The sequence below is a fragment of the Naumannella cuiyingiana genome (genome assembly GCF_013408305.1).
Taxonomy (GTDB): domain Bacteria; phylum Actinomycetota; class Actinomycetes; order Propionibacteriales; family Propionibacteriaceae; genus Naumannella; species Naumannella cuiyingiana.
The window spans coordinates 252,373-272,613 of sequence record NZ_JACBZS010000001.1; the positions used below are offsets into that span (position 1 = coordinate 252,373).

The 20,241-nt window shown below is 71.8% G+C and carries 16 protein-coding genes and 1 pseudogene; 7 read left to right on the plus strand and 10 right to left on the minus strand.

Going from position 1 to position 20,241, the window contains the following annotated elements; translation table 11 throughout:
* Positions 1-20 precede the first annotated feature (20 nt).
* Together pntB and GGQ54_RS01075 are read right to left on the minus strand one after the other, a co-directional pair.
* Entirely contained in the window at positions 21-1,445 is a 1,425-nt protein-coding gene (gene pntB, locus GGQ54_RS01070) for a Re/Si-specific NAD(P)(+) transhydrogenase subunit beta (protein ID WP_179443702.1), read from the minus strand.
* Complete coding sequence (locus GGQ54_RS01075; protein WP_179443703.1) at positions 1,445-2,965, minus strand: Re/Si-specific NAD(P)(+) transhydrogenase subunit alpha; 1,521 nt, start codon at positions 2,963-2,965, stop codon at positions 1,445-1,447. Before GGQ54_RS01075 ends, pntB begins: the two co-directional genes overlap by 1 nt.
* Before the next feature lie 176 nt (positions 2,966-3,141).
* On the opposite strand from GGQ54_RS01075, the gene GGQ54_RS01080 reads away from it, so the two are divergent.
* Together GGQ54_RS01080 and GGQ54_RS17260 are read left to right on the plus strand one after the other, a co-directional pair.
* Positions 3,142-3,402, plus strand: a complete 261-nt coding sequence (locus tag GGQ54_RS01080; RefSeq protein WP_179443704.1) for a hypothetical protein — start codon at positions 3,142-3,144, stop codon at positions 3,400-3,402.
* 89 nt (positions 3,403-3,491) lie between these two features.
* Complete coding sequence (locus tag GGQ54_RS17260; protein ID WP_281370011.1) at positions 3,492-3,626, plus strand: hypothetical protein; 135 nt, start codon at positions 3,492-3,494, stop codon at positions 3,624-3,626.
* Between the two features lie 6 nt (positions 3,627-3,632).
* Here the strand turns inward: GGQ54_RS17260 and GGQ54_RS01085 are convergent, their stop codons facing one another.
* Complete coding sequence (locus tag GGQ54_RS01085) at positions 3,633-4,634, minus strand: uroporphyrinogen decarboxylase/cobalamine-independent methonine synthase family protein (RefSeq protein WP_246292758.1); 1,002 nt, start codon at positions 4,632-4,634, stop codon at positions 3,633-3,635.
* Positions 4,634-5,707, minus strand: a complete 1,074-nt coding sequence (gene mnmA / locus GGQ54_RS01090) for a tRNA 2-thiouridine(34) synthase MnmA (protein WP_179443706.1) — start codon at positions 5,705-5,707, stop codon at positions 4,634-4,636. Before mnmA ends, GGQ54_RS01085 begins: the two co-directional genes overlap by 1 nt.
* 195 nt (positions 5,708-5,902) lie before the next feature.
* Here mnmA and GGQ54_RS01095 point away from each other — a divergent pair, with 195 nt between their 5' ends.
* Positions 5,903-7,159, plus strand: a complete 1,257-nt coding sequence (locus GGQ54_RS01095; protein ID WP_179443707.1) for an Ig-like domain-containing protein — start codon at positions 5,903-5,905, stop codon at positions 7,157-7,159.
* Between the two features lie 16 nt (positions 7,160-7,175).
* Here the strand turns inward: GGQ54_RS01095 and GGQ54_RS01100 are convergent, their stop codons facing one another.
* Genes GGQ54_RS01100 through GGQ54_RS01110 form a run of 3 tightly spaced genes read right to left on the minus strand, consistent with a single transcriptional unit; the run spans position 7,176 to position 10,082 of the window.
* On the minus strand, positions 7,176-8,318 hold the full coding sequence (locus GGQ54_RS01100; RefSeq protein ID WP_343045813.1) for a cysteine desulfurase family protein: 1,143 nt from the start codon (positions 8,316-8,318) through the stop codon (positions 7,176-7,178).
* Between the two features lie 2 nt (positions 8,319-8,320).
* Entirely contained in the window at positions 8,321-9,268 is a 948-nt protein-coding gene (locus GGQ54_RS01105) for an electron transfer flavoprotein subunit alpha/FixB family protein (protein ID WP_179443708.1), read from the minus strand.
* Positions 9,269-9,299: 31 nt separating this feature from the next.
* Positions 9,300-10,082, minus strand: a complete 783-nt coding sequence (locus GGQ54_RS01110; protein WP_179443709.1) for an electron transfer flavoprotein subunit beta/FixA family protein — start codon at positions 10,080-10,082, stop codon at positions 9,300-9,302.
* Positions 10,083-10,296: 214 nt separating this feature from the next.
* Between GGQ54_RS01110 and glgX the strand changes: the two genes are divergently transcribed.
* On the plus strand, positions 10,297-12,483 hold the full coding sequence (gene glgX / locus GGQ54_RS01115) for a glycogen debranching protein GlgX (protein WP_179443710.1): 2,187 nt from the start codon (positions 10,297-10,299) through the stop codon (positions 12,481-12,483).
* A gap of 27 nt (positions 12,484-12,510) precedes the next feature.
* Here the strand turns inward: glgX and GGQ54_RS01120 are convergent, their stop codons facing one another.
* From GGQ54_RS01120 to GGQ54_RS01130, 3 genes are read right to left on the minus strand one after another with little or no spacing between them, the layout of a single operon-like run.
* Complete coding sequence (locus GGQ54_RS01120) at positions 12,511-13,989, minus strand: carboxyl transferase domain-containing protein (RefSeq protein WP_179443711.1); 1,479 nt, start codon at positions 13,987-13,989, stop codon at positions 12,511-12,513.
* A complete protein-coding gene (locus GGQ54_RS01125) occupies positions 13,982-15,193 on the minus strand; it encodes a CaiB/BaiF CoA transferase family protein (RefSeq protein ID WP_179443712.1) in 1,212 nt (403 codons plus the stop codon). The genes GGQ54_RS01120 and GGQ54_RS01125 overlap by 8 nt, the downstream gene beginning before the upstream one ends.
* Positions 15,193-16,548, minus strand: coding sequence for an SLC13 family permease (locus tag GGQ54_RS01130; protein WP_179443713.1), 1,356 nt, complete (start codon positions 16,546-16,548; stop codon positions 15,193-15,195). Before GGQ54_RS01130 ends, GGQ54_RS01125 begins: the two co-directional genes overlap by 1 nt.
* 104 nt (positions 16,549-16,652) lie before the next feature.
* On the opposite strand from GGQ54_RS01130, the gene GGQ54_RS01135 reads away from it, so the two are divergent.
* The 3 genes and pseudogenes from GGQ54_RS01135 to GGQ54_RS16800 form a co-directional block, all read left to right on the plus strand.
* Positions 16,653-17,237: a FadR/GntR family transcriptional regulator gene (locus tag GGQ54_RS01135; RefSeq protein ID WP_179443714.1), complete on the plus strand. Its 585-nt coding sequence runs from the start codon at positions 16,653-16,655 to the stop codon at positions 17,235-17,237.
* A 196-nt stretch (positions 17,238-17,433) separates the two neighbouring features.
* Positions 17,434-19,440, plus strand: coding sequence for an alpha-1,4-glucan--maltose-1-phosphate maltosyltransferase (locus tag GGQ54_RS01140; protein WP_343046007.1), 2,007 nt, complete (start codon positions 17,434-17,436; stop codon positions 19,438-19,440).
* A pseudogene (locus tag GGQ54_RS16800) lies at positions 19,437-19,715 on the plus strand (maltokinase N-terminal cap-like domain-containing protein); the annotation flags it as partial. The gene GGQ54_RS01140 and the pseudogene GGQ54_RS16800, both read left to right, overlap by 4 nt.
* Positions 19,716-20,241 lie beyond the last annotated feature (526 nt).

A 20,241-nucleotide genomic window follows, 5' to 3' on the forward strand; every position in this document is an offset into this window, starting at 1 on the left:
CTAGCGGCGCACGGCGACAATCAGCCGCGCGCGGCGACCGGGAGCGCCGCCACGATCTCGTTCACCCGCTCCTTGGCGTCGCCGAAGAGCATCTCGGTGTTGTCGCGGAAGAACAGCGGGTTCTGCACCCCGGCGTACCCCGCCGCCATCGAGCGCTTGAACACCACCACCCGGCCGGCCTTCCAGACCTGCAGCACGGGCATCCCGGCGATCGGGCTGCCCGGCACCTCCAGCGCGGCCGGGTTGACGGTGTCGTTGGCGCCGATCACCAACACCATGTCGGTCTCGGCAAAGTCGTCGTTGATCTCGTCCAGTTCCTCGACGATGTCGTAGGGCACCCGCGCCTCGGCCAGCAGCACGTTCATGTGACCGGGCAGCCGGCCGGCGACCGGGTGGATCGCGAAGCGCACGGCGACCCCCCGTTCGCGGAGCCGGGTGGTCAGCTCCGCGACGGGGTGCTGGGCCTGGGCGACGGCCATCCCGTACCCCGGCGCGATGATCACCGACCGCGCCCCGGCGAGCTGCTCGGCGACCTGTTCGGCGCTCACCTCGTGGATCTCACCGTCCGCCTCGTCGGCGCCGGTCGCGGCCGGCGCGTCGCCGAATCCGCCCGCGATGACGCTGACGAAGGATCGGTTCATGCCCTTGCACATGATGTAGGACAAGATCGCGCCGGAGGTGCCGACCAGCGCCCCGCCGATGATCAGCAGTGGATTGCCGAGCATGAATCCGGAGAACGCGGCGGCCCAGCCGCTGTAGGAGTTCAGCATCGAGACGACGACGGGCATGTCGCCACCGCCGATGGCCGCCACCAGATGCCAGCCCAGGGCCAATGCGAGCACGGTCATGATCAGCAGCGGGGCCGGGTGGTTGGTCGGCACGAACCAGATGCCGAGCGCGATGCTCGCGAGCACGATCGCCAGATTGATCAGGTGTCGCCCGGGCAGGGTCAGTGGGCGGGCGGCGAAGCGGCCGCTGAGCTTGCCCCACGCCACGATCGAGCCGGTCAGGGTGATCGCCCCGACGAAGACGCCCAGCCAGATCTCGATCCGCAGGACGGGTGTCTCGGGCGCGAGTGTCGAACCGTGGGTCAGGTAGGTGATGAAGCCGACGAAGACCGCGACCAGGCCGACGAAGCTGTGCAGCAGCGCGATCAACTGGGGCATGCCGGTCATCGCGACGGTACGCGCGCGCCACAGCCCGACCGCCGCCCCGGCCAGCATCGGCACCGCGATCAACAGCACCGTGACCAGCGGTGGCCGGTCGGAGTTGGCCAGCGCCAGGGGCACGGTCGCAGCCACGGCGATGATCATTCCGACCATGCCGAAGCCGAGCCCCCGGCGCGCCGTCTCGTGCCGCGACAGGCCCGCCAGCGCACCGACGAAGAGCAACGCCGCGACCAGGTAGCCGACCTGCACGACCGATCCGACACCGCCGATGATCATCACTCGCTCCTTCGGAACATCGCGAGCATCCGCCGGGTGACGAAGAAGCCGCCGAAGACATTGATGGAGGCCAGGAAGATGCCCACCATGGACAGCCCCGCCACGAGCGGGTCGCTGTCGCCCACCTCGAGCATCGCCCCGACCAGGATCATCCCGGAGACGGCATTGGTGATCGACATCAACGGCGTGTGCAGGGCGTGGGTGACCCGGGAGATCACGTAGTAACCGAGCAGCACGGCGAGCGCGAAGATCACCAGATTGTCGCCCAGCACCCACTCGAGCTGGATCGCGGCGACGATGCCGAGGATCGCCACCAGACCGAGCGTGATCGCCCGGGACGGCCCGCGCGGTCTCGGGGCCGCGGGTTCGGCCGTGACCGGCGCAGGCGCGGGCGCGGCACTGACCGCGATCGGGGGCGGCGGCCAGGTCACCGCGCCCTTGTCGGCGACCAGCATCCCGCGCTGCACGTCGTCGGTCTCGTCGACGACCAGCCGCCCGTCGCGGTCCGGCGTGAGCAGCTTGATCAGATTCACCAGGTTGGTCGCGTACAACGTGGATGCCTGCCGGGGCAGGCGGGCGGGCAGGTCGGTCCAGCCGAGGATGGTCACGCCGTTGTCGGTGATCACCTGCTCCCCGGCCACCGTGCCGGCGACATTGCCACCGTTGGCCGCCGCCAGGTCGACGACCACGGAGCCCGGCCGCATCCGCGCGACGGTCTCCGCATCGATCAGCCGCGGCGCCGGGCGGCCCGGAATCAGCGCAGTGGTGATCACGATGTCGGCGGCGGCCGCCTCGCGGGCATACATCTCGGCGGCCGCGGCCTCGGCGGCACCGGTCAGCTCACCGGCGTACCCGTCGCTGCGGTCGCTGCCGGTCGCGATGTCCAGCGACACATTGGTCGCGCCCATCGACGCGACCTGCTCGGCGACCTCGGGCCGCACGTCGAAGGCCCGCACCTGGGCGCCGAGGCTCTGCGCGGTCCCGATCGCGGCCAGACCGGCCACGCCGGCGCCGACCACGAAGACCCGCGCGGGCGGGACCTTGCCCGCGGCGGTGACCTGGCCGCCGAGCATGCCCCCGTAGGCACTCGCCGCCTCCACGACCGCGCGATAGCCGGCGAGATTGGCCATCGAGGACAAGACGTCGAGCGACTGGGCGCGCGAGATCCGCGGCACCGCGTCCAGCGCGAGGGCGGTGAGATCGCGGGCGGCAAGCTCCTCCAGCAGGGCCGGTGATCGTCCGGGCGCGAGCTGCGCCGCGAGCCGCGTCCCGGGCGCCAGCCGGCCCAGCTCCGCAGCGTTCGGCGGGTCGACCTTGAGCACCAGGTCGGTGCGCCACGCCCCGCCGTCGTCGACCACGCGCGCGCCGGCCTCCGCATAGTCGGCATCGGTGAACCCGGCCCGCTCGCCGGCCCCGGCGGCGATCAGCACGTCGTGGCCGAGCCGGCGCAGGGCGGTCACGCTGGCCGGCGTCGCCGCCACCAGAGGGGTACGCGATTCCGCCGGCACACCGATGAGCACGGGTGCAGGGTAGCGGGCTGGCCAGGTCCTCACCGGTCACGTCCCGCCGCACTGGCCTCCCGAGTCTCTTCACGGCTGCATCGTCTGACGACATGCCTTCCCAGCAACCGGTTGATGGAGAACAATCGAGAGATCCCCGCAGGTCGCGGGAGCACGGACAACGAGAGGTGAGGCAGATGACCAACAACCCGGACGAGACCGGCTCGACGACCGCCTCGGAGGCCGGCGAGATCCTCGCGGATCCGAACGCCAGCGCCGAGGACCGCTCGATCGCCGGCAGCGATCTTTCCCAGCGCAGCACCGGAGACCAGACCTCCGAGCGCGTCGCCTCGGAGGCCGGCGAGGTGCTGAGCGACCCGAATGCCACCGAGGAGGAGCGCTCCGTCGCCGCCAGCGACCTCGCGCAGAGCCGCCGGCACGAACACGACAACGGCTGAGCAGCGGCCGCCCGTCCGGACCCAGGGGTGACCCCCACTCGCCCCTGAGCCGGCCGGGATCGGTGGCGCGGGCGAGTAGCGTTGTCGACATGCGATTCGTCAAGGGTCTGGTCAAGGGCGCCATCGTCGCCAAGGTGTTGCAGGTCGCCCAGCGTGAGCTGAGCAAGCCGGAGAACCAGCGCAAGGCCCGCGAGGCCTGGCAGAAGTTCCGCTCGCGGCGCTGACCCGCGTCAGCGCGTGAGCTGTTCGGCCACCGGTTCGGTCGCGTCGCGCAGGGTGCGCAGCACCCGGTGCGCGTCGGCGGCCGACCATCCGGCCAGCCCACACGCCGGCGTGAGCACCAGGTTCTGCACCGCGGCCTCCCCCAGCTCCAGCGGGCGCAGCACGGACAGCGTGCGCCCGATCACCTCGTCGACCCCCGGCACCCGGCCGGGGGTCGTCGTCGGCACCACCCCGAGCCGCAGCTCGCGGCCGGACTCCAGCCAGCGCGCAATCTCGTCCCGATCGCGTGTTCCCAGCCGTTCGCCGTCCAGGCTGACCGAGTCCAGGTCGGCGCTCAGCTCCCACGGGAACTCCGCGGCGCAACTGTGCAGTCCGAGCGGTACGCCGGCCAGGGCTCGCGCCAACTCCGCGTACTCCTGGGCCGCCTGCGGCGCGGGCAGCGGACGGTGCCGGTCGTAGCCACTCGCGGTCGGCACCGAGCCGGCCAGCACGGCGCCGGCCTGCGGCTCGTCCAGTTGCAGCGACCACTCGATGTCAGGGAGTCGGCCGCGCAACTCATCGACCAGCCCGCGCAGCCCCTCGGTCAACGCCTGTCCCAGGTCGCGCCGCGCGCCGGGATCGGCGAGCACCTTGTCCCCGCGCGGCAACTCCACGTTCGCCGCCAGGGTCAGCGGCCCGGCTGCGGAGACCGTGACCGGCCCGACGAATCCCTGGGCCGCCTCCTCGAAGCGGTCCAGGTCGTCGCGCAGCAGCGCCCGCGCGCGCCGGGCGTCGGCGCTGTCGCCGACGCCGAGCGCGCCGCCGGTCAGCCGCCAGCCGGCCGGCTGCAGGTCGAAGGCGAGCCCCGGTGCCAGCGCGGTGGCCCGTCCGACGAGTTGCGCCGGGGCCCCGCGGGCGGGCAGTTCTGGTAGGTGCGACGGGTCGGGGGTCTCGGCCAGGGCGAAGCGGGCGGCGGCGGCGAAGTCGGTGCCCGGCAGCGACCCGACCTGGGCGTGGCGGACCCCGGCCATCACGCGGCGGCCGAGATCGTGGCCGAGCCGACCACCCGGTCGCCGTCGTAGATCACCACGGCCTGCCCGGGCGCGATGCCGGTGGCGGCCTCGGCCAGCCGGACCCGGACCGCGCCGTCGGCGGCGCTCACCCGGGCTGGCAACGGCGCGCCGTGTGCGCGCACCTGGACGGTCGCGGCCCAGTCCTCGCCGGGCCGCGCCGGGCCGCTCCATACCGGCCGGATGCCGTCGATGGTGCGTACCTGCAGGGCCTCGCGCGGTCCGACGGTCACGGCGTTGTCCACCGGGGAGATGTCGAGCACATAGCGGGGTCGGCCGTCGGGGGCGGGTACGCCGAGCCGCAGCCCGCGGCGCTGACCGATGGTGAAGCCGTGGCTGCCGTCGTGCCGACCGACCACGGCCCCGTCGGCGTCGCGGATCTCTCCCGGCCGGGCGCCGAGCCGCGCCTCGAGGAAGCCGCGGGTGTCGCCGTCGGGGATGAAGCAGATGTCGTGGGAGTCGGGCTTGTCGGCCACCAGCAGGCCGCGCCGGGCGGCCTCCGCGCGTACCTGCGTCTTCAACGAGTCGCCCAGCGGGAACAGCGAGTGGGTCAGTTGGTCCCGGGTCAGCACGCCCAACACATACGACTGGTCCTTGTCGGTGTCGCGGGCGCGAAACATCGCCGGCTCCCCGTCCACCTCGGCCAGCCGGGCATAGTGGCCCGTGCAGACGGCGTCGAAGCCGAGCGCCAGCGCGCGGTCCAGCACCGCGGAGAACTTGATCTTCTCGTTGCAGCGCAGGCACGGGTTGGGGGTGCGGCCGGCCGCGTACTCCGCGACGAAGTCGTCCACCACGTCCTCGGCGAACCGGTCCGACAGATCCCAGACGTAGAACGGAATGCCGAGCACATCGGCGGCCCGGCGGGCATCCCCGGAGTCCTCCTTGGAACAGCATCCCCGCGCGCCGCTGCGGAAGGACTGCGGGTTCTTCGACAGCGCGAGGTGCACGCCCGTGACGTCGTGGCCCGCGTCGACCGCCCGCGCCGCCGCCACGGCCGAGTCGACACCGCCGGACATCGCCGCCAGCACCCTCATCCCGCTCTCCTCCCGGCCCGGTCCCGGGGCCGCTCGTTGTTCGGGTCCACCTGCCCGTCCGGCCGCACAGTCTAGTCCCGGGGCCGGCGCCCCCCGAATCGCGGCGCCCGGTCCAGCGCGGCTGCCCCGGACCGGTCCTCGCCGCGTCTACGCTGGGCCGCAGCGGGCGTCGACAGACGCCCCGAGGAGGTTCGTGTGAGTCAGGCTGATCGTCGATGGCGTCGCTGGCTGGCGGCGCCGATTGCGCTGATCGCCGTGGCCGCCGCCGGCTGTGGCCCCGAGTCCGCCGGCGGCCCGGCCGACGACACCCGGCCGACCCCCGTCGCGAGCGCGCCGGTCGATACGACCGCGGCGCCCACACCGACACCGGAGCCGGGCCCGGCGGCCGCGAAACTGAATGTCGCCGACGGCGCCAAGCGGGTGAAGGTCGACACCGTGCTCAAGGTCGAGGCGGCGCCCGGCACCCGGATCGAATCGGTCAGGATCGAGCACGGCAACGGCGACGCCAAAGGCAAGCAGGACGGCCCGGTCGCCGGCGAGCTCGCCGATGACGGCGCGACGTGGGAGGCATCGGAGGGGCTCGACCCAGGTGAGAAGTACCGCGCGACGCTGAAGCTCAGCGGGGCCGACGGCGAGAGCGTCGAGCAGCGCTCGCAGTTCAGCACCGCCGAGCTGACCCTGGACGATCAGGTCTACCCCGAGACCGCGACCAGTGACGGCGAGACCTACGGGGTCGGGATGCCGATCCAGATCACCTTCGACCTGCCGGTGAAGGATCGCGCGGCGGTCGAGAAGCGGCTGAGGGTGACCGCCGAGCCGGCCCAGCAGGGAAGCTGGCACTGGTTCTCCGACACCGTGGTGCGCTATCGGCCGGAGACGTACTGGAAGGCCGGCAGCAAGATCAAACTCGACGCGTACCTGAACGGCGTGAGCGTGGGCGGCGGCCGCTACGGCCAACAGAGCGTGCACGAGAAGTTCAACATCGGCAAGAACGTCGTGGAGAAGGTCGACCTGCGCAAGCACACGCTGCAATACATCGAGGACGGCAAGGTCACCAAGACGCTGCCGATCAGTGCGGGCAAGGAGGGGTTCACCACCCGGTCCGGCATCAAGGTGATCAGCGAGAAGAGCGACTCGCGACAGATGAACTCCGAGACCGTCTCGATCTACGGCTCCGAGGCCTACAACCTCAAGGTGCAGTGGGCGATGCGGATCACCAACTCGGGCGAGTTCCTGCACGCCGCCCCCTGGAATGCGGGCAACATGGGCGAGACCAACGCCAGCCACGGCTGCACCGGGCTCGACACCGACGACGCGTACTGGCTGTACGAGCGCTCGCCGATCGGTACGCCCGTGGAGTACACCGGCTCGGACAGCGAGACCGACCCGGACAACGGCTATGGCGATTGGAACCTGTCCTTCGCCGACTACCGCAAGGGCTCCGCGCTCTGATCGCCTGACACCGTGCTCAGCCGAAGGCGGCACGGGCCTGGTCGAGGGCCGCGGGCAGGGCCGCGACCAGGCGATCGACGTCTCCGTCGGTGGTGGTCGAACCGAAGGAGAAGCGCAGAGCGGCCGACGCCGCATCGTCGTCTCGGCCCATCGCCAACAGCACGCTGCTCGGCCGCGACACACCCGCCGAGCAGGCGGAGCCGGAACTGGCGTCGATCCCGGCGGCATCGAGCAGCAACAGCAGGTCGCTGGCCCGCGTACCCGAGAACTCGACGTTCACGATCGCCGGGCTGCCCGGCTCCCCGTTGATCGCGGTGCCGGGCAGGGCGGCCACCGCCGCCACGACCCGGTCCTTCAACGCCCCGAGGCGCGCGGCCTCGCGGTCCCGTTCGGCGACGGTCACCCGCAGGGCCGCCGCGAACGAGGCGGCGAGCGCCGCCGCCAGCGTTCCCGACCGCACGTCGCGCTCCTGCCCGCCGCCGTGGCCGAGCGCCGCCGGGGCCAGTTCCTTGCGGGCCAGCAGTACGCCGATGCCGACCGGTCCGCCGATCTTGTGGGCGGTCGCGGACAGCAGGTCCAGCCCGCTGGCGCGGAAATCGACCGGTTGCGTCTTCACCGCCTGGACGGCATCGCTGTGTGACCAGGCACCGGCCTGCCGGGCCGCGGCGGCCAGCGCGGAGACCGGTTGCAACGCGCCGGTCTCGTTGTTGGCCCAGTGCACCGACAGCACCGCCGTGGGTACGCGCAGCGCCCGCCCGATCTCGTCCGGGTCGATGCGGCCGTCGGCATCCACGCCCGCGACGATCAGCTCGGCCCCTTCGGCGGCGCAGGCGGCTGCGCTCGCCGCCACCGCGGGGTGCTCGGTCGCGGAGATGATCATCCGGTTGGCCTGTGCCCGACGCGCGATCCAACTGCCACGGACCGCGATGTTGTCGGCCTCGGTGCCGCCCGAGGTGAAGATCACCTCCGGCGGCGCGGCGCCGAGATCGGCGGCGATGGACTCCCGGGCCTCCTCCAGCACCCGGCGGGCGCGGCGACCGGAGGCGTGCAGCGACGAGGGGTTGCCCGGTTGCCCGGCCTCGGCCGCGAACGCGGCCGCGGCCTCCGCCCGCATCGGGGCGGAGGCCGCGTGATCGAGATAGCTGCGGGCGTCGGGCACGCTCAGCCCCGGGCCGCCTTCACCTGCTCGGTCGCCGCGGGCAGCACGGTGTGCAGATCGCCGACGATGCCGAGGTCGGCGAGCTCGAAGATCGGCGCCTCCTCGTCCTTGTTGATCACCACGATCGCCTTCGAGGTCTGCATCCCGGCGCGGTGCTGGATGGCACCGGAGATGCCCGCCGCGACGTAGAGCTGCGGGGACACCGTCTTGCCGGTCTGGCCGACCTGGAAGTTGTGCGGGTACCAGCCGGAGTCGACCGCGGCGCGCGAGGCGCCGACGGCGGCGCCGAGCGCATCGGCGAAGGCCTCGACCTCGTCGAAGTTGCCGCCGGTGCCACGGCCGCCGGAGACGACGATCGCCGCCTCGGTCAGCTCGGGCCGCCCGGTCGCGGGCTTCTCCTCCGAGGACACGATCCGCGCGCCCTTGGCCGCATCGGAGATGGTGACCGCTGCGTCCTCGACGGCGTCGCTGCCTGCCGCCGCCTCGGGTGCGACCGAGTTGGCCTTGACGGTGATCACCGGCGCGGCGCCGGCATCGGCGTTCACGGTCCAGTTGCCGGCGAAGACCGACTGCTTGGTGCTCACACCGTCCCCGCCGGCGTTCACGTCGACGGCGTCCGTGATCAGCCCGCCGCCGCGGCGTACCGCCAGGCGACCGGCGATCTCCTTGTTCTCCGGCGTCGAGCTGAGCAGCACCGCCGTGTCGTCGCCGGCCAGCCCGGCCAGCGCATCGACCTTCGGCACCACCAGGTACTCGGCGATCGCCGGATCGCCGACGGCCAGAGTCTTCGTCGCCCCGTACTCCGCGAGCTGCGGCGCCAGTGCGGCCGCGTCGTCGCCGAACACCACGGCGACCGGCTCACCGATCCGGCGCGCCAGGGTCAACAGTTCAAAGGTCGGCTTGGCGACCTTGCCGTCAGCCGCCTCGACGACCACCAGGACATCACTCATTCTCGGTTCTCCTTATCGCTCGTCGTCGGGATCACAGGTACTTGCCGGCGACCAGGAACTCGGTCAGCGCCGTGGCGCCCGACCCGTCCTCGTCGGTCACGACCTTGCCGGCCTCCTTGGGCGGACGCGGCGCGGTCTCGGTGACCTTGGTCCGGGCGGCGGCCAGGCCGACCCCGCCGGCGTCGACGCCCAGGTCCTCCAGCGTCCACTCGTCGACGGGCTTCTTCTTAGCGGCCATGATCCCCTTCATCGAGGGGTAGCGGGCCTCGCCCGACTGGTCGGTGACGCTGACCACCGCCGGCAGGGTGGCCTCGATCCGCTGGCTGGCGGAATCGCCGTCGCGGCGGATCTTCACCGTGTCGCCGTCGACCGACAGCTCACTGGCCAGCGTGACGCCCGGCCAGCCGAGCCGCTCGGCGAGCATCGCGGGCACGACGCCCATCGTGCCGTCGGTGGAGGCCATGCCCGCGATCACCAGGTCGGGGCCGATCTTGCCGATCGCCGCGGCGAGGATCTCACTGGTGGCCAGCGCATCGGATCCGTGCACCTGCTCGTCGCTGACATGGACACCGGCATCGGCGCCCATCTGCAGCGCCTTCTTGATCGCGTCCGCGGCGTCGTCCGGGCCCAGCGTCAGCGCGACCACTTCGACGTCGTCACCGTTCTCGGCCACCTGGAGCGCCTGCTCGATGGCGTACTCGTCAAGCTCGGACAAGATGCCGTCGGCGCCGTCGCGGTCGACGGTGCCGTCATCGGCAAACTCGCGGTCGCCGGTGGCATCGGGCACGTACTTCACCAGTGCAACGATCTTCATCTCTCTCCACTTCACCGTGTAGGGGTCGCCGTCGAGGATGGAGCGTACCAATGCTACTCCCGGGTAACTTCCGCGACCATGACCAGCCTAGCGGTCGCTCAGGTAACGTTGCGTGGCGGTGCCGACCCACCGACCGTGATGCGCTAGAACTGACCCGTTCATCGTCGAGCGAGACCATGCGGCGAAAGCGCCGAACCCCGACGGAAGGGACAGCATGTCGACCCCACCGCCCCCCGTGATCGACTCACGCGTCCTCGGCGCGCGGCTCTGCGAGGGGGGCACGCGCTTCGGGCTCTGGGCGCCACGCGCCACCCGGGTCGAGCTGGCGTTGGTCGATCCCCAGCGCAAGCAGCGCAATCTCGACATGCAACGCTCCGATGCCGACGGCGTGTGGACGGTGTTCGCGCCGGGCGTCGGTCCCGAGCAGCGCTATGGCTTTCGGGTGCACGGCCCGTGGGACCCCGACGACGGGGCCCGATTCAATCCGGCGAAGCTGCTGCTCGATCCGTACGCACGGGCGATCACCGCCGGGGTGGACTACTCGGGGCCGATCCTCGATCACACCGCCGAGTCCGACTACGAGGTGGACACCACCGACAGCTACCTGGCGGTGCCGCTGAGCGTCGTCGTCGCCGACTCCCCGCCCCCCACCCCGATCGCGCGGCGCCGGCCGCTGGCCGAGAGCGTGATCTACGAGGCGCACGTCAAGGGCCTGACCCGGCTGCACCCGGCCGTGCCCGAGCACCTGCGCGGCACGTTCGCCGGGCTCGCGTACCCGGCCATGATCGACTACCTGACCGAGCTCGGGGTGACCGCGGTCGAGCTGCTGCCCAGCCACTACTTCGTCTCCGAGCCGTTCATCGTGGGCCGCGGGCTGTCCAACTACTGGGGTTACAACACCCTCGGCTTCTTCGCCCCGCACTCGGCGTACGGCTCGGTCGGCACGACCGGGGAGCAGGTGCGCGAGTTCAAGGACATGGTCAGCGCGCTGCACGAGGCCGGCATCGAGGTGATCCTGGACGTCGTCTACAACCACACCGGTGAGGGTGGCCATGAGGGCCCGACGCTGAGCTTCCGGGGGATCGATCACGCGGGTTATTACCGGCTGACCGAGGACCTGCGCAACGACTACGACGTCACCGGTTGCGGCAACTCCGTGGACACCGCGCATCCCGGCGTGCTCACCATGATCATCGACTCGATGCGCTACTGGGTGACCGAGATGGGCGTTGACGGCTTCCGCTTCGACCTGGCCACCGAGCTGATTCGCGATGATCAACACCATGTGGACCAGGAGCACGAGTTCAAGGCGTTGATCGAATCGGATCCCACCTTCGACGGGATCAAGATGATCGCCGAGCCCTGGGACCTCGGACCCTACGGCTACCAGGTCGGCAACTGGGGGCCGGGCTGGAGCGAATGGAACGACCGCTTCCGCGGGTACGCCCGGGACTTCTGGCGCGGGCACACCGACGGCGTGGACGAGCTCGCCACCAGGCTCGCCGGCTCCGCCGACATCTTCGACCACGACGGCCGCCCCGCGTCGAGTTCGATCAACTTCGTCACCGCGCACGACGGGTTCACCCTGCGCGATCTGGTCACCTACGACGGCAAGCACAACGAGGCCAACGGCGAGGACAATCGCGACGGCACCGACGACAACCGTTCCTGGAACTGCGGCGTCGAGGGCGAGACCGACGACCCGGCGATCAACGCGCTCCGGACGCGCCAGATGAAGAATCTGATGATCACGCAACTGCTCGCCGTCGGCGTACCGATGATCACCGCCGGCGACGAGTTCGCCCGCACGCAGGGCGGCAACAACAACGCCTACTGCCAGGACGGGCCGATCTCGTGGGTGCACTGGGACCTGCTCGACCGACACGGCGAGCTGCACGGGCTGGTCCGGGCGACGCTGGCGCTGCGGGCGAAGTACCCGGTGCTGCGCCGCAATCGCTTCCACTACGGTCGCGAGCTGTCCGATCTGCAGGGCAAGCCGCTCGGCCGCAAGGACGTCGCCTGGTTCTCCGAGTCCGGTACGGAGATGACGGGCGACCAGTGGGCCGACGGGTCCCGGCGCCTGCTCGGCTGGTACGTCTCGGATCGGCGCGCCGCGTTCCTGAGCTGGTTCAACGGTGGCCCCGACGAGGTCGAGGTGGTGCTGCCGGCCGCCCCCTGGGCGACCTCGTGGCACCTGGAGATCGAGACCGGTCCGCCCGGCGAGCTGCCGGCACACCCGCTGGAGCCGGGCACCACGCTGCGGCTGCCGGGCCGCACGGTCGCGGTGCTGCGCGCGGACGTGCCGGTCTGGGCCGCGGCGAACCGGGCGCGCGAGCAGGCACGCCCGGCCGCCGGTGAGGCGGGCGACCCGAGCCAGCGGGGCCGCCCCGGTCCGCGCTGAGCCGAGCGCCCGTCCGACTCGGGCCGATCAGCCCCTCGCGCGCGCCGCGCGGCGCGCCAGGCGCTCGTGGGAATCGATGCTCGCCTGCTCGGCGAGCTCGTGGGCGAGCACCTGGCCCATCCGGCGGCAGAACGCCGCCGGCTCCTCGGCCGCATCGGGCCGCTCGGGCACGATCTTGTCGACGATGCCGGCCGCCAGCAGCTCGGCCGAACTGACGCCCTGGGCCTCCGCGAGCTCGGCCGCGTGATCGGTGTCGCGGTGGATGATCGCCGACGCGCCCTCGGGCGGGAGCGGTGAGAGCCAGCCGTGCTGGGCGCAGATCACCCGGTCGGCCGGCAGCAGGGCGAGCGCGCCGCCGCCGGTGCCCTGACCGATGATCACCGACACGGTGGGCGTCGGCAACGTGGCCAGGTCGGTCAGGCAGCGGGCGATCTCGCCGGCCAGCCCGCCCTCCTCGGCCGCCACGCTGAGCGCGGCGCCCGGGGTGTCGATCACGGTCAGCAGCGGCAACCCGAGCTCGGTGGCCAGTCGCATCCCGCGGCGAGCCTCGCGCAATGCGCCAGGCCCGAGCGGCTGCTCGGCGGTCTGGCCGCGGCGATCCTGGCCGAGCAGCACGCAGGGCACCCCGCCGAAGCGGGCCAGCGCCAGCATCAGTCCGGGATCACGCTCCCCCTGGCCGGTGCCGTTCAGCATCGACACATCGGTGGCCGCATATTTCAGCAGCCGGCGTACCCCCGGCCGGTCGCGGCGCCGCGAACGGGTGATCGACTCCCAGGCCGGCACCGGCTCGATCGGTTCGGCGGGCGGTTCGGCCGGTGCCGCCATCCGGTCACCGACGAGCACCCGCAACGCCCGCGCGGCGATCTCGGCGAGCTGATCGGGTGGGACGACCGCGTCGATCAGCCCGTGGGCGTAGAGGTTCTCCGCGACCTGGATGCCCTCGGGGAAACTCGCGCCGTAGAGCGCCTCGTAGACCCGCGGCCCGAGGAAGCCGATCAGCGCACCGGGTTCGGCCACCGTCAGATGCCCGAGCGCGCCCCAGGAGGCCAGCACACCGCCGGTGGTCGGATGGCGCAGATAGACCAGATAGGGCAGCCCGGCCCGCTTGTGTGCGGCGAGCGCCGCGCCGATCCCGATCATGCCGACGAAGGCCGGCGTACCCTCCTGCATCCGGGTCCCGCCGGAGGCCGTGGCCGCGAGCAGCGGCAACCGCTCGGCGGTGGCCCGGTGCACGGCGTCGATCAGCCGTCGGGTCGCGGCGCGCCCGATGGATCCGCCAAGGAAACCGAACTCGCAGACCATCACCGCGACCCGGCGCCCGTCCAGGGTGCCGCAACCGGTGATCACCGACTCGTCGAGCCCAGTCCGGTCCCGGGCCGCCGCGAGTGAGGCGGCATAGTCCGGGTCGGCCGGCTCGGGGACCGGGGAATCCCAACTGACGAAGGAATCCGCGTCCAGCGTCGCGGCCAGCAGTTGTGGACCGCTGAGCCGCGGGGCCTCAGTCATCGCCGGCAACGGACTCACCGGCCACCCACCGCCGCAGCGCGTCGGCGTCGGCATCGAGCACCGGAGGCGCGGCGTGCCGCGTGCGGGTGACCTCGCGCTCCGCACCGGAGGAATCGACCGAGAAGAACCGCAGCGGAGGGCCGGGCAGCCGGATTCCGCCGAGCTGATCATGGTCGACATCGATCAGCAGCCCCTGGGAGGCGGTCTGTTCCCAGTTGTAGACCTCGGCGAGATCGCGTACCCGACCGGCCGGCACCCCGGCCGTCGCCAGTTGGTCCAACACCTCGTCCGGCGACAGGTCGGCGAAGGTCTGTTCGAGCAGCGCGGTCACCTGCTGCCGATTGCCGACCCGCTCGGCATTGGTCACCATCCCCGGAGTCTGCGGATCGAGCCCGAAGGCCGCACACAGCTTGCGCCACAGCGAATCATTGGCGGCGGCGATCTGCACCGACCCGCCACGGCAGTGGAACAGTCCGTAGGGCGTGATCGACGGGTGACTGTTGCCCTGGGCGCGTCCGGTCTGACCGGCGACGGTCTGGCGGGTGCCCTGGAAGGCGTGCACCCCGACCACCGAGGCGAGCAGCGATGTCCGCACGACCTGGCCGTGACCGGTGCGCTCGCGCTCGTGCAGCGCGGCCAGTACGCCGAAGGCGCCGTACATGCCGGCCAGCAGGTCGGCGATCGGTACGCCCACGCGGGTCGGCTCCTCCGGACCCGGGCCGGTCAGCGACATCAGCCCCGCCTCGCCCTGCAGGATCTGGTCGTAGCCCGCGCGGCCGCCCTCCGGCCCATCGTGCCCGAAGCCGGTGATGGACAAGATCACCAGGCGCGGGTTCAGTTCCAACAGCTCGGTGGTGCCGAGACCGAGACGATCCATCACCCCGGTCCGGAAGTTCTCGCAGACCACGTCCGCGCGGGCGATCAGCTCGCGCAGCACCTGGCGCCCGTCGTCGGACTTGAGGTCGAGCGCGACGGACTCCTTGTTGCGATTGCAGGACAGGAAGTAGGTGGACACCCCGTCGACGAACGGCGGGCCCCACCCTCGGGTCTCATCGCCCGAACCCGGCGCCTCGACCTTGATCACGCGGGCACCGAGGTCGCCGAGCATCATTGCCGCATGCGGCCCGGCCAGCGCGCGGGTGAGGTCGATGACGACGAGGTCGGACAGTGGGCCGGGGTGCGAGGGATTCGAATCGTTGTGCATCACAGCCATCCTGGCACCACCAGCGCGAGCCAGGCCACGACGGGCGCGATGACCATGATCGACATCCCCCAGATCAACAGCGTACGGAACACCCGGTCACGATCCTCGGTCTCGGAGTTGGCCACCACGAGCGCGCCGTTGGTCGAGAACGGGCTGCAGTCGACGACCGACGAGGCGATGGCGAGCGCGCAGATCATGCCGACCGCGCCGACCTGCCCCGTGACCAGGAAGGGCACGGCGAGCGGGATCAGGGCGCCCAGGATGCCCGTGGTGGAGGCGAAGGCCGAGACCACCGCGCCGATCACACAGATCAGCAGGGCCACCAGGAGCGGCGTACCGATACCGGCGACGGACTCGCCGAGCCAGGCGACGACACCCTGCTCCTCGAGCAGACCGACGTAGGTGACGATGCCGCCGATCAGCAAGACGGTTCCCCAGGCGATCTTGTCCACCGCGCCCTTGGCACTGCCGGGGAAGATCAGCGTGAGCACGACGGCGATGGCGAGCGCGGTGAAGCCGACGTCGAGCTTGAAGATCAATGCGCCGACGGCGAGCGCGGCCAGGCCCAGCAGGGTCAGCGCGCGCGGGGCATTCAGCCGGTGCCCCTCATCGGGCGGCTCTGCCGCGGCGCTGCCCGCCGAGCCGGCCTGGCCGCGGCGGACGGCCGCCTCGGGGGTCCCGGTGACCTCGGCGTGGGCGACTCGTTCGGCCTGCTCGGCCGCGGCATCGAGATCGGCGCCGGCGCCGCGGCCGACGAGGCGCGGGCCACCGAAGACCACGAAGGCGAGTCCGGCGATGAGCAGCGAGGCGCCGAACGTGGTCAGGAACAGCACCAGCGGATTGCTGGGCAACTGGCTGCGCTCGACGACACCGTTGGTGATCGAGCCGAAGATGCCGATCGGTGAGAAGCTGCCGGCGGTCGCGCCCTGCACCACCATCATGCCCATCATCACCGGGTGGATCCGGTAGCGGCTGGCGAAGCCGAGTGCGATTGGCGCGACGATGGCCACCGCGGCCGGGGACACGGCACCGACCGCCGTGATCGCCGCGCAGACGGCGAACATCGCCCACGGAATCAGCGCGACGCGGCCGCGCACCGCGCGCACCACGGCATGCACGATCCAGTCGACGGTGCCGTTGTTCTTGGCCAGCGCGAACAGGTACGTGACGCCGACGAGGATGACGAACAGGCTGGCCGGAAAACCCGCCAGCACATCGTCGACATCGCCGCCGAAGACGACGATCCCGACCACCGCGGCGGCGACCAGGGCGAGGGCGCCCATGTTCACCGGACGCACGGTCGCGATCAGGAAGACGGCTGCGAGTACGAGGAGTGAGATGATCTGGACGCTCATTGGTGCGCGACCTCCCTGTCGGCGGGCCCAGCGGAATATTGGCCTAGCCTCTAGGCCGGTGCCATGATTGTCAAGCACGTCGAAGTCGACCGACGGGAGATCCGATGGCCACCTCGGGCCCCGGGCCGCTGGCCCGTCCCCCGCTGTACGAGCAGCTCGCCGAGCACATCTCCGCGTTCATCGACGCCCAGGGCCTCGGCCCGGGCGATCGGCTGCCGCCCGAGCGCGCACTGGCCTCGGAGCTGGGCGTCAGCCGGGCGACACTGAGCCGCGCCCTGGTCGCACTCGAGGTCCGGGGGCTGGTCTCGGTGCAGCACGGCAACGGCGCGGTGGTGTTGGGGCGCGTCGACCCGGACCACCCTTGGGCAACCGGCCGACTCGCGCCGCCCCAGCTCGCGGGCCTGCGCGCCAGCCTGGTCTCCGGTCTGGCGCGGCTCGCCGCCGAACGAGCCGGGGCAACCGCGCGCGAGGCGATGCTCGCGCCGGACGGTACACCGCCCACCTGGCCCGACCTGTGGCGCGCGTTGCGCCGGCTGGCCGACGACGAGGCGCTGGCCACGGCGGTGCAGGAGGTCGTCTCCGCGGCGGGCGGCGCGGACCCGGACACGGACGCCCTGACCCGGCTGGCGGCCGCCGTGCGCAGCGGCCGGCCCGAGCTGGCCGCCGAGGCCGCGTGGGGGCTGTGGTGAACATTCCCCGCTCTGCGCCCCGATTGGGTGCCCACCGCCGCTGCCCATCCAGCACCGCGCCCGATAGCGTGGGAGCGTGACTCCGGCAACAGCGGCGAAGGGCAAGAAGCGCAAGGATCCGGCGGGCGGGTCGACGGCCAGCACCGGCCCGGCGGGACACAAGGGTGGCCGGCGCAAGCCGCCGCGCCCCACCGGCATCGGCCGGATTCCGGTCACCAAGGTCTCCCCCGTCGTGGAGGGCGGCGCCTATCCGGCCAATGCCGTCGTCGGCGAGGAGCTGCCGATCCGGGCCAAGGTCTTCCGGGAGGGGCACGACGCGGTCAACGCCTCGGTGGTGCTGACCGATCCGAACGGCGCCGAGCGCCGCGTCGACATGGCGCGGTTCGGGCCGCTCGGGCTGGACGGCTGGGAGGCATGGGTACGCCTGGACGCCGAAGGCCCGTGGACGTTCCGGGTCGAGGGCTGGGACGACCCCTGGGGCACGTGGCACCACGTCGCCGAGGTGAAGCTCCCCGCCGGCATCGACGTCGAACTGGTCTGTGCCGAGGGCCGGGCCCTGATCGAGGAGACCGCCGAGACCGCCCGCACGGCAGGCGACCGGGCCGCGGTCACCGCGCTCGGCGACGCCGCGCGCGCACTGGACCCGGGCCGGCCCGGACCCGACCTGTGGCAGAGCGCCGACTCCCCCGCCCTGGCCGCCGCGATGCGCGCCCACGGCCCGCGCCGGTTGGTCTCCCCGACGCCGGACTATCCGTTGTGGTGCGAGCGCCGGCGGGCGCTGTTCGGCTCCTGGTATGAGTTCTTCCCCCGCTCGGCGGGTGCGGTGCACCACGAGGACGGCAGTTGGACCTCGGGCACCTTCGACTCCTCCCACGAGCGCCTGGAGGCCGCCGCGGCGATGGGCTTCGACGTGGTCTACCTGCCGCCGATCCACCCGATCGGCCGGGCGTACCGCAAGGGACGCAACAACACCCTCACCCCGGGCCCGCACGACCCCGGCTCGCCGTGGGCGATCGGCGCCGCCGAGGGCGGCCACGACGCGATCCACCCCGATCTCGGCGATTTCGACTCCTTCGACCGATTCGTGGCGCGCGCCCGCGAACTCGGCCTGGAGGTCGCCCTCGACCTCGCGCTGCAGGCCTCGCCCGACCATCCGTGGGTGCATGATCATCCGGAGTGGTTCACCACCCGCGCCGACGGCACGATCGCGTATGCGGAGAACCCGCCGAAGAAGTACCAGGACATCTACCCGATCAACTTCGACAACGATCCCGAGGGGATCTACAGCGAATGCCTGCGGATCGTGAACCTGTGGATCGATCACGGGGTGACGATCTTCCGGGTGGACAATCCGCACACCAAGCCGGTGGAGTTCTGGGCCTGGCTGCTGGCCGAGGTACGCCGTGATCATCCGGAGGTGATCTTCCTCGCCGAGGCCTTCACCAAGCCCGAGATGATGCACACCCTCGGCAAGATCGGCTTCCACCAGTCCTACACCTACTTCACCTGGCGCAACGAGAAGTGGGAGCTCGAGGAGTACCTCACCGAGCTGAGCACCGAGACCGACGCGTTCTTCCGGCCGAACTTCTTCGTCAACACGCCCGACATCCTGCCCGGATATCTCGTCCACGGCGGCCCGCCCGCGTTCACCGTCCGCGCGGTGCTGGCGGCGACACTGTCGCCGACCTGGGGGGTCTACTCGGGCTTCGAGCTGTTCGAGAACGTCAACCTGCGGCCCGGCAGCGAGGAGTACCTCAACTCCGAGAAGTACGAATACCGGCCGCGGGACTACGCCGCCGAGCCGAATCTGGGCATCTTGTTGACCCGGCTGAACGAGATCCGCCGCGCGCACCCCGCGCTGCAGCAGTTGCGCAACCTGACCTTCCACCACGCGCCGAATGCGCAGGTGATGTGTTACTCCAAGCGCGACCCGGCGCACGTGGACGCCGACGGCGCACCGGCCGCGGGCGACTTCGACGAGGTCATCGTCGCGGTCAGCCTGGAGCCGAAGGCGACGGTCGAGTCGGAGGTCTTCCTCGACTCCGAGGCGCTCGGCCTCGAACCGGACGAGTTGATCACCGTCCGCGACGAGCTGACCGGTGAGACCTTCGAGTGGGGCGCGCGCAATTTCGTCCGCCTGACGCCGGAGCACCCGGCGCACGTGTTCAGCGTCCGACGGGGCGCGGGAAGGGGTGTGCGATGAGCCCGACGCTCGTGGCGACGGAACTGGTGTGGCGACACATCCGGTCGAGCCGCTGGTTCTCCGGCCGCTCCGGCCGGTTGGTCAACATCGTCGCGCTGCCCTGGCTGTCGGGGCGGCCGCTGTGGGTGCGCACCGAGCTCGCCGAGGTCGAGCTGGACGACGGCTCGGTGCACCAGTACCAGGTGGTGCTCGCCTATCGGCCGGCCTGGGGCGCGCCGGAGGGCGCCCTCGGGGTGATCGAACACCCGGAGCTGGGCCGGGTGGCGGTCTTCGACGCGACCGCCGACCGCGAGGCGCTCGGCGTGCTGTTGGACCGGTTGATCTCCGGTGGCGAGGTTCGCGACGGCGGGCACCTGCTGCGGTTCCGCACCTTCGGGGCGCTGCGGCCGGGGCTGGCGGTACGCCCGGTCGCCGGCGAGCAGTCCAACACCTCGCTGCTGGTCGGCGGGGACTATCTGCTGAAGATCTTCCGGCGACTGCAGCCGGGACCGAGCGTGGACATCGAGGTGCTTCGCGCCCTGCCCGCCGGCCCCGGCAGCCCGACGGTCGATCTTCGCGGGGTCGTCGAGGCCGAGTGGCCCGGCGAGGACGCCGACGACCAGCCGGGTCGGGCCGACCTGGCGATGATCACCGACCAGGTGCCGGCGGCGACGGACGGTGCCACCCACGACGGCTGGGAGCTGGCGGTCGCGGCGGCGCGCGAGGGTGCGGACTTCACCGGGCCGGCCGCCGAGCTGGGCACGACGCTGCGCCGGCTGCACGCCGCGCTCGCCGAGGCGTTCGGGACCTCCGAGGTCGCCG

Excerpts from the sequence above, each read along its gene's own strand:
- pntB (WP_179443702.1), bottom strand. The coding sequence starts at position 1,445 with ATGATCATCGGCGGTGTCGGATCGGTCGTGCAGGTCGGCTACCTGGTC.
- GGQ54_RS01080 (WP_179443704.1), top strand. The coding sequence starts at position 3,142 with ATGACCAACAACCCGGACGAGACCGGCTCGACGACCGCCTCGGAGGCC.
- GGQ54_RS17260 (WP_281370011.1), top strand. The coding sequence starts at position 3,492 with ATGCGATTCGTCAAGGGTCTGGTCAAGGGCGCCATCGTCGCCAAGGTG.
- GGQ54_RS01085 (WP_246292758.1), bottom strand. The coding sequence starts at position 4,634 with ATGGCCGGGGTCCGCCACGCCCAGGTCGGGTCGCTGCCGGGCACCGAC.
- mnmA (WP_179443706.1), bottom strand. The coding sequence starts at position 5,707 with ATGAGGGTGCTGGCGGCGATGTCCGGCGGTGTCGACTCGGCCGTGGCG.
- GGQ54_RS01105 (WP_179443708.1), bottom strand. The coding sequence starts at position 9,268 with ATGAGTGATGTCCTGGTGGTCGTCGAGGCGGCTGACGGCAAGGTCGCC.
- GGQ54_RS01110 (WP_179443709.1), bottom strand. The coding sequence starts at position 10,082 with ATGAAGATCGTTGCACTGGTGAAGTACGTGCCCGATGCCACCGGCGAC.
- glgX (WP_179443710.1), top strand. The coding sequence starts at position 10,297 with ATGTCGACCCCACCGCCCCCCGTGATCGACTCACGCGTCCTCGGCGCG.
- GGQ54_RS01120 (WP_179443711.1), bottom strand. The coding sequence starts at position 13,989 with ATGACTGAGGCCCCGCGGCTCAGCGGTCCACAACTGCTGGCCGCGACG.
- GGQ54_RS01125 (WP_179443712.1), bottom strand. The coding sequence starts at position 15,193 with ATGCACAACGATTCGAATCCCTCGCACCCCGGCCCACTGTCCGACCTC.
- GGQ54_RS01130 (WP_179443713.1), bottom strand. The coding sequence starts at position 16,548 with ATGAGCGTCCAGATCATCTCACTCCTCGTACTCGCAGCCGTCTTCCTG.
- GGQ54_RS01135 (WP_179443714.1), top strand. The coding sequence starts at position 16,653 with ATGGCCACCTCGGGCCCCGGGCCGCTGGCCCGTCCCCCGCTGTACGAG.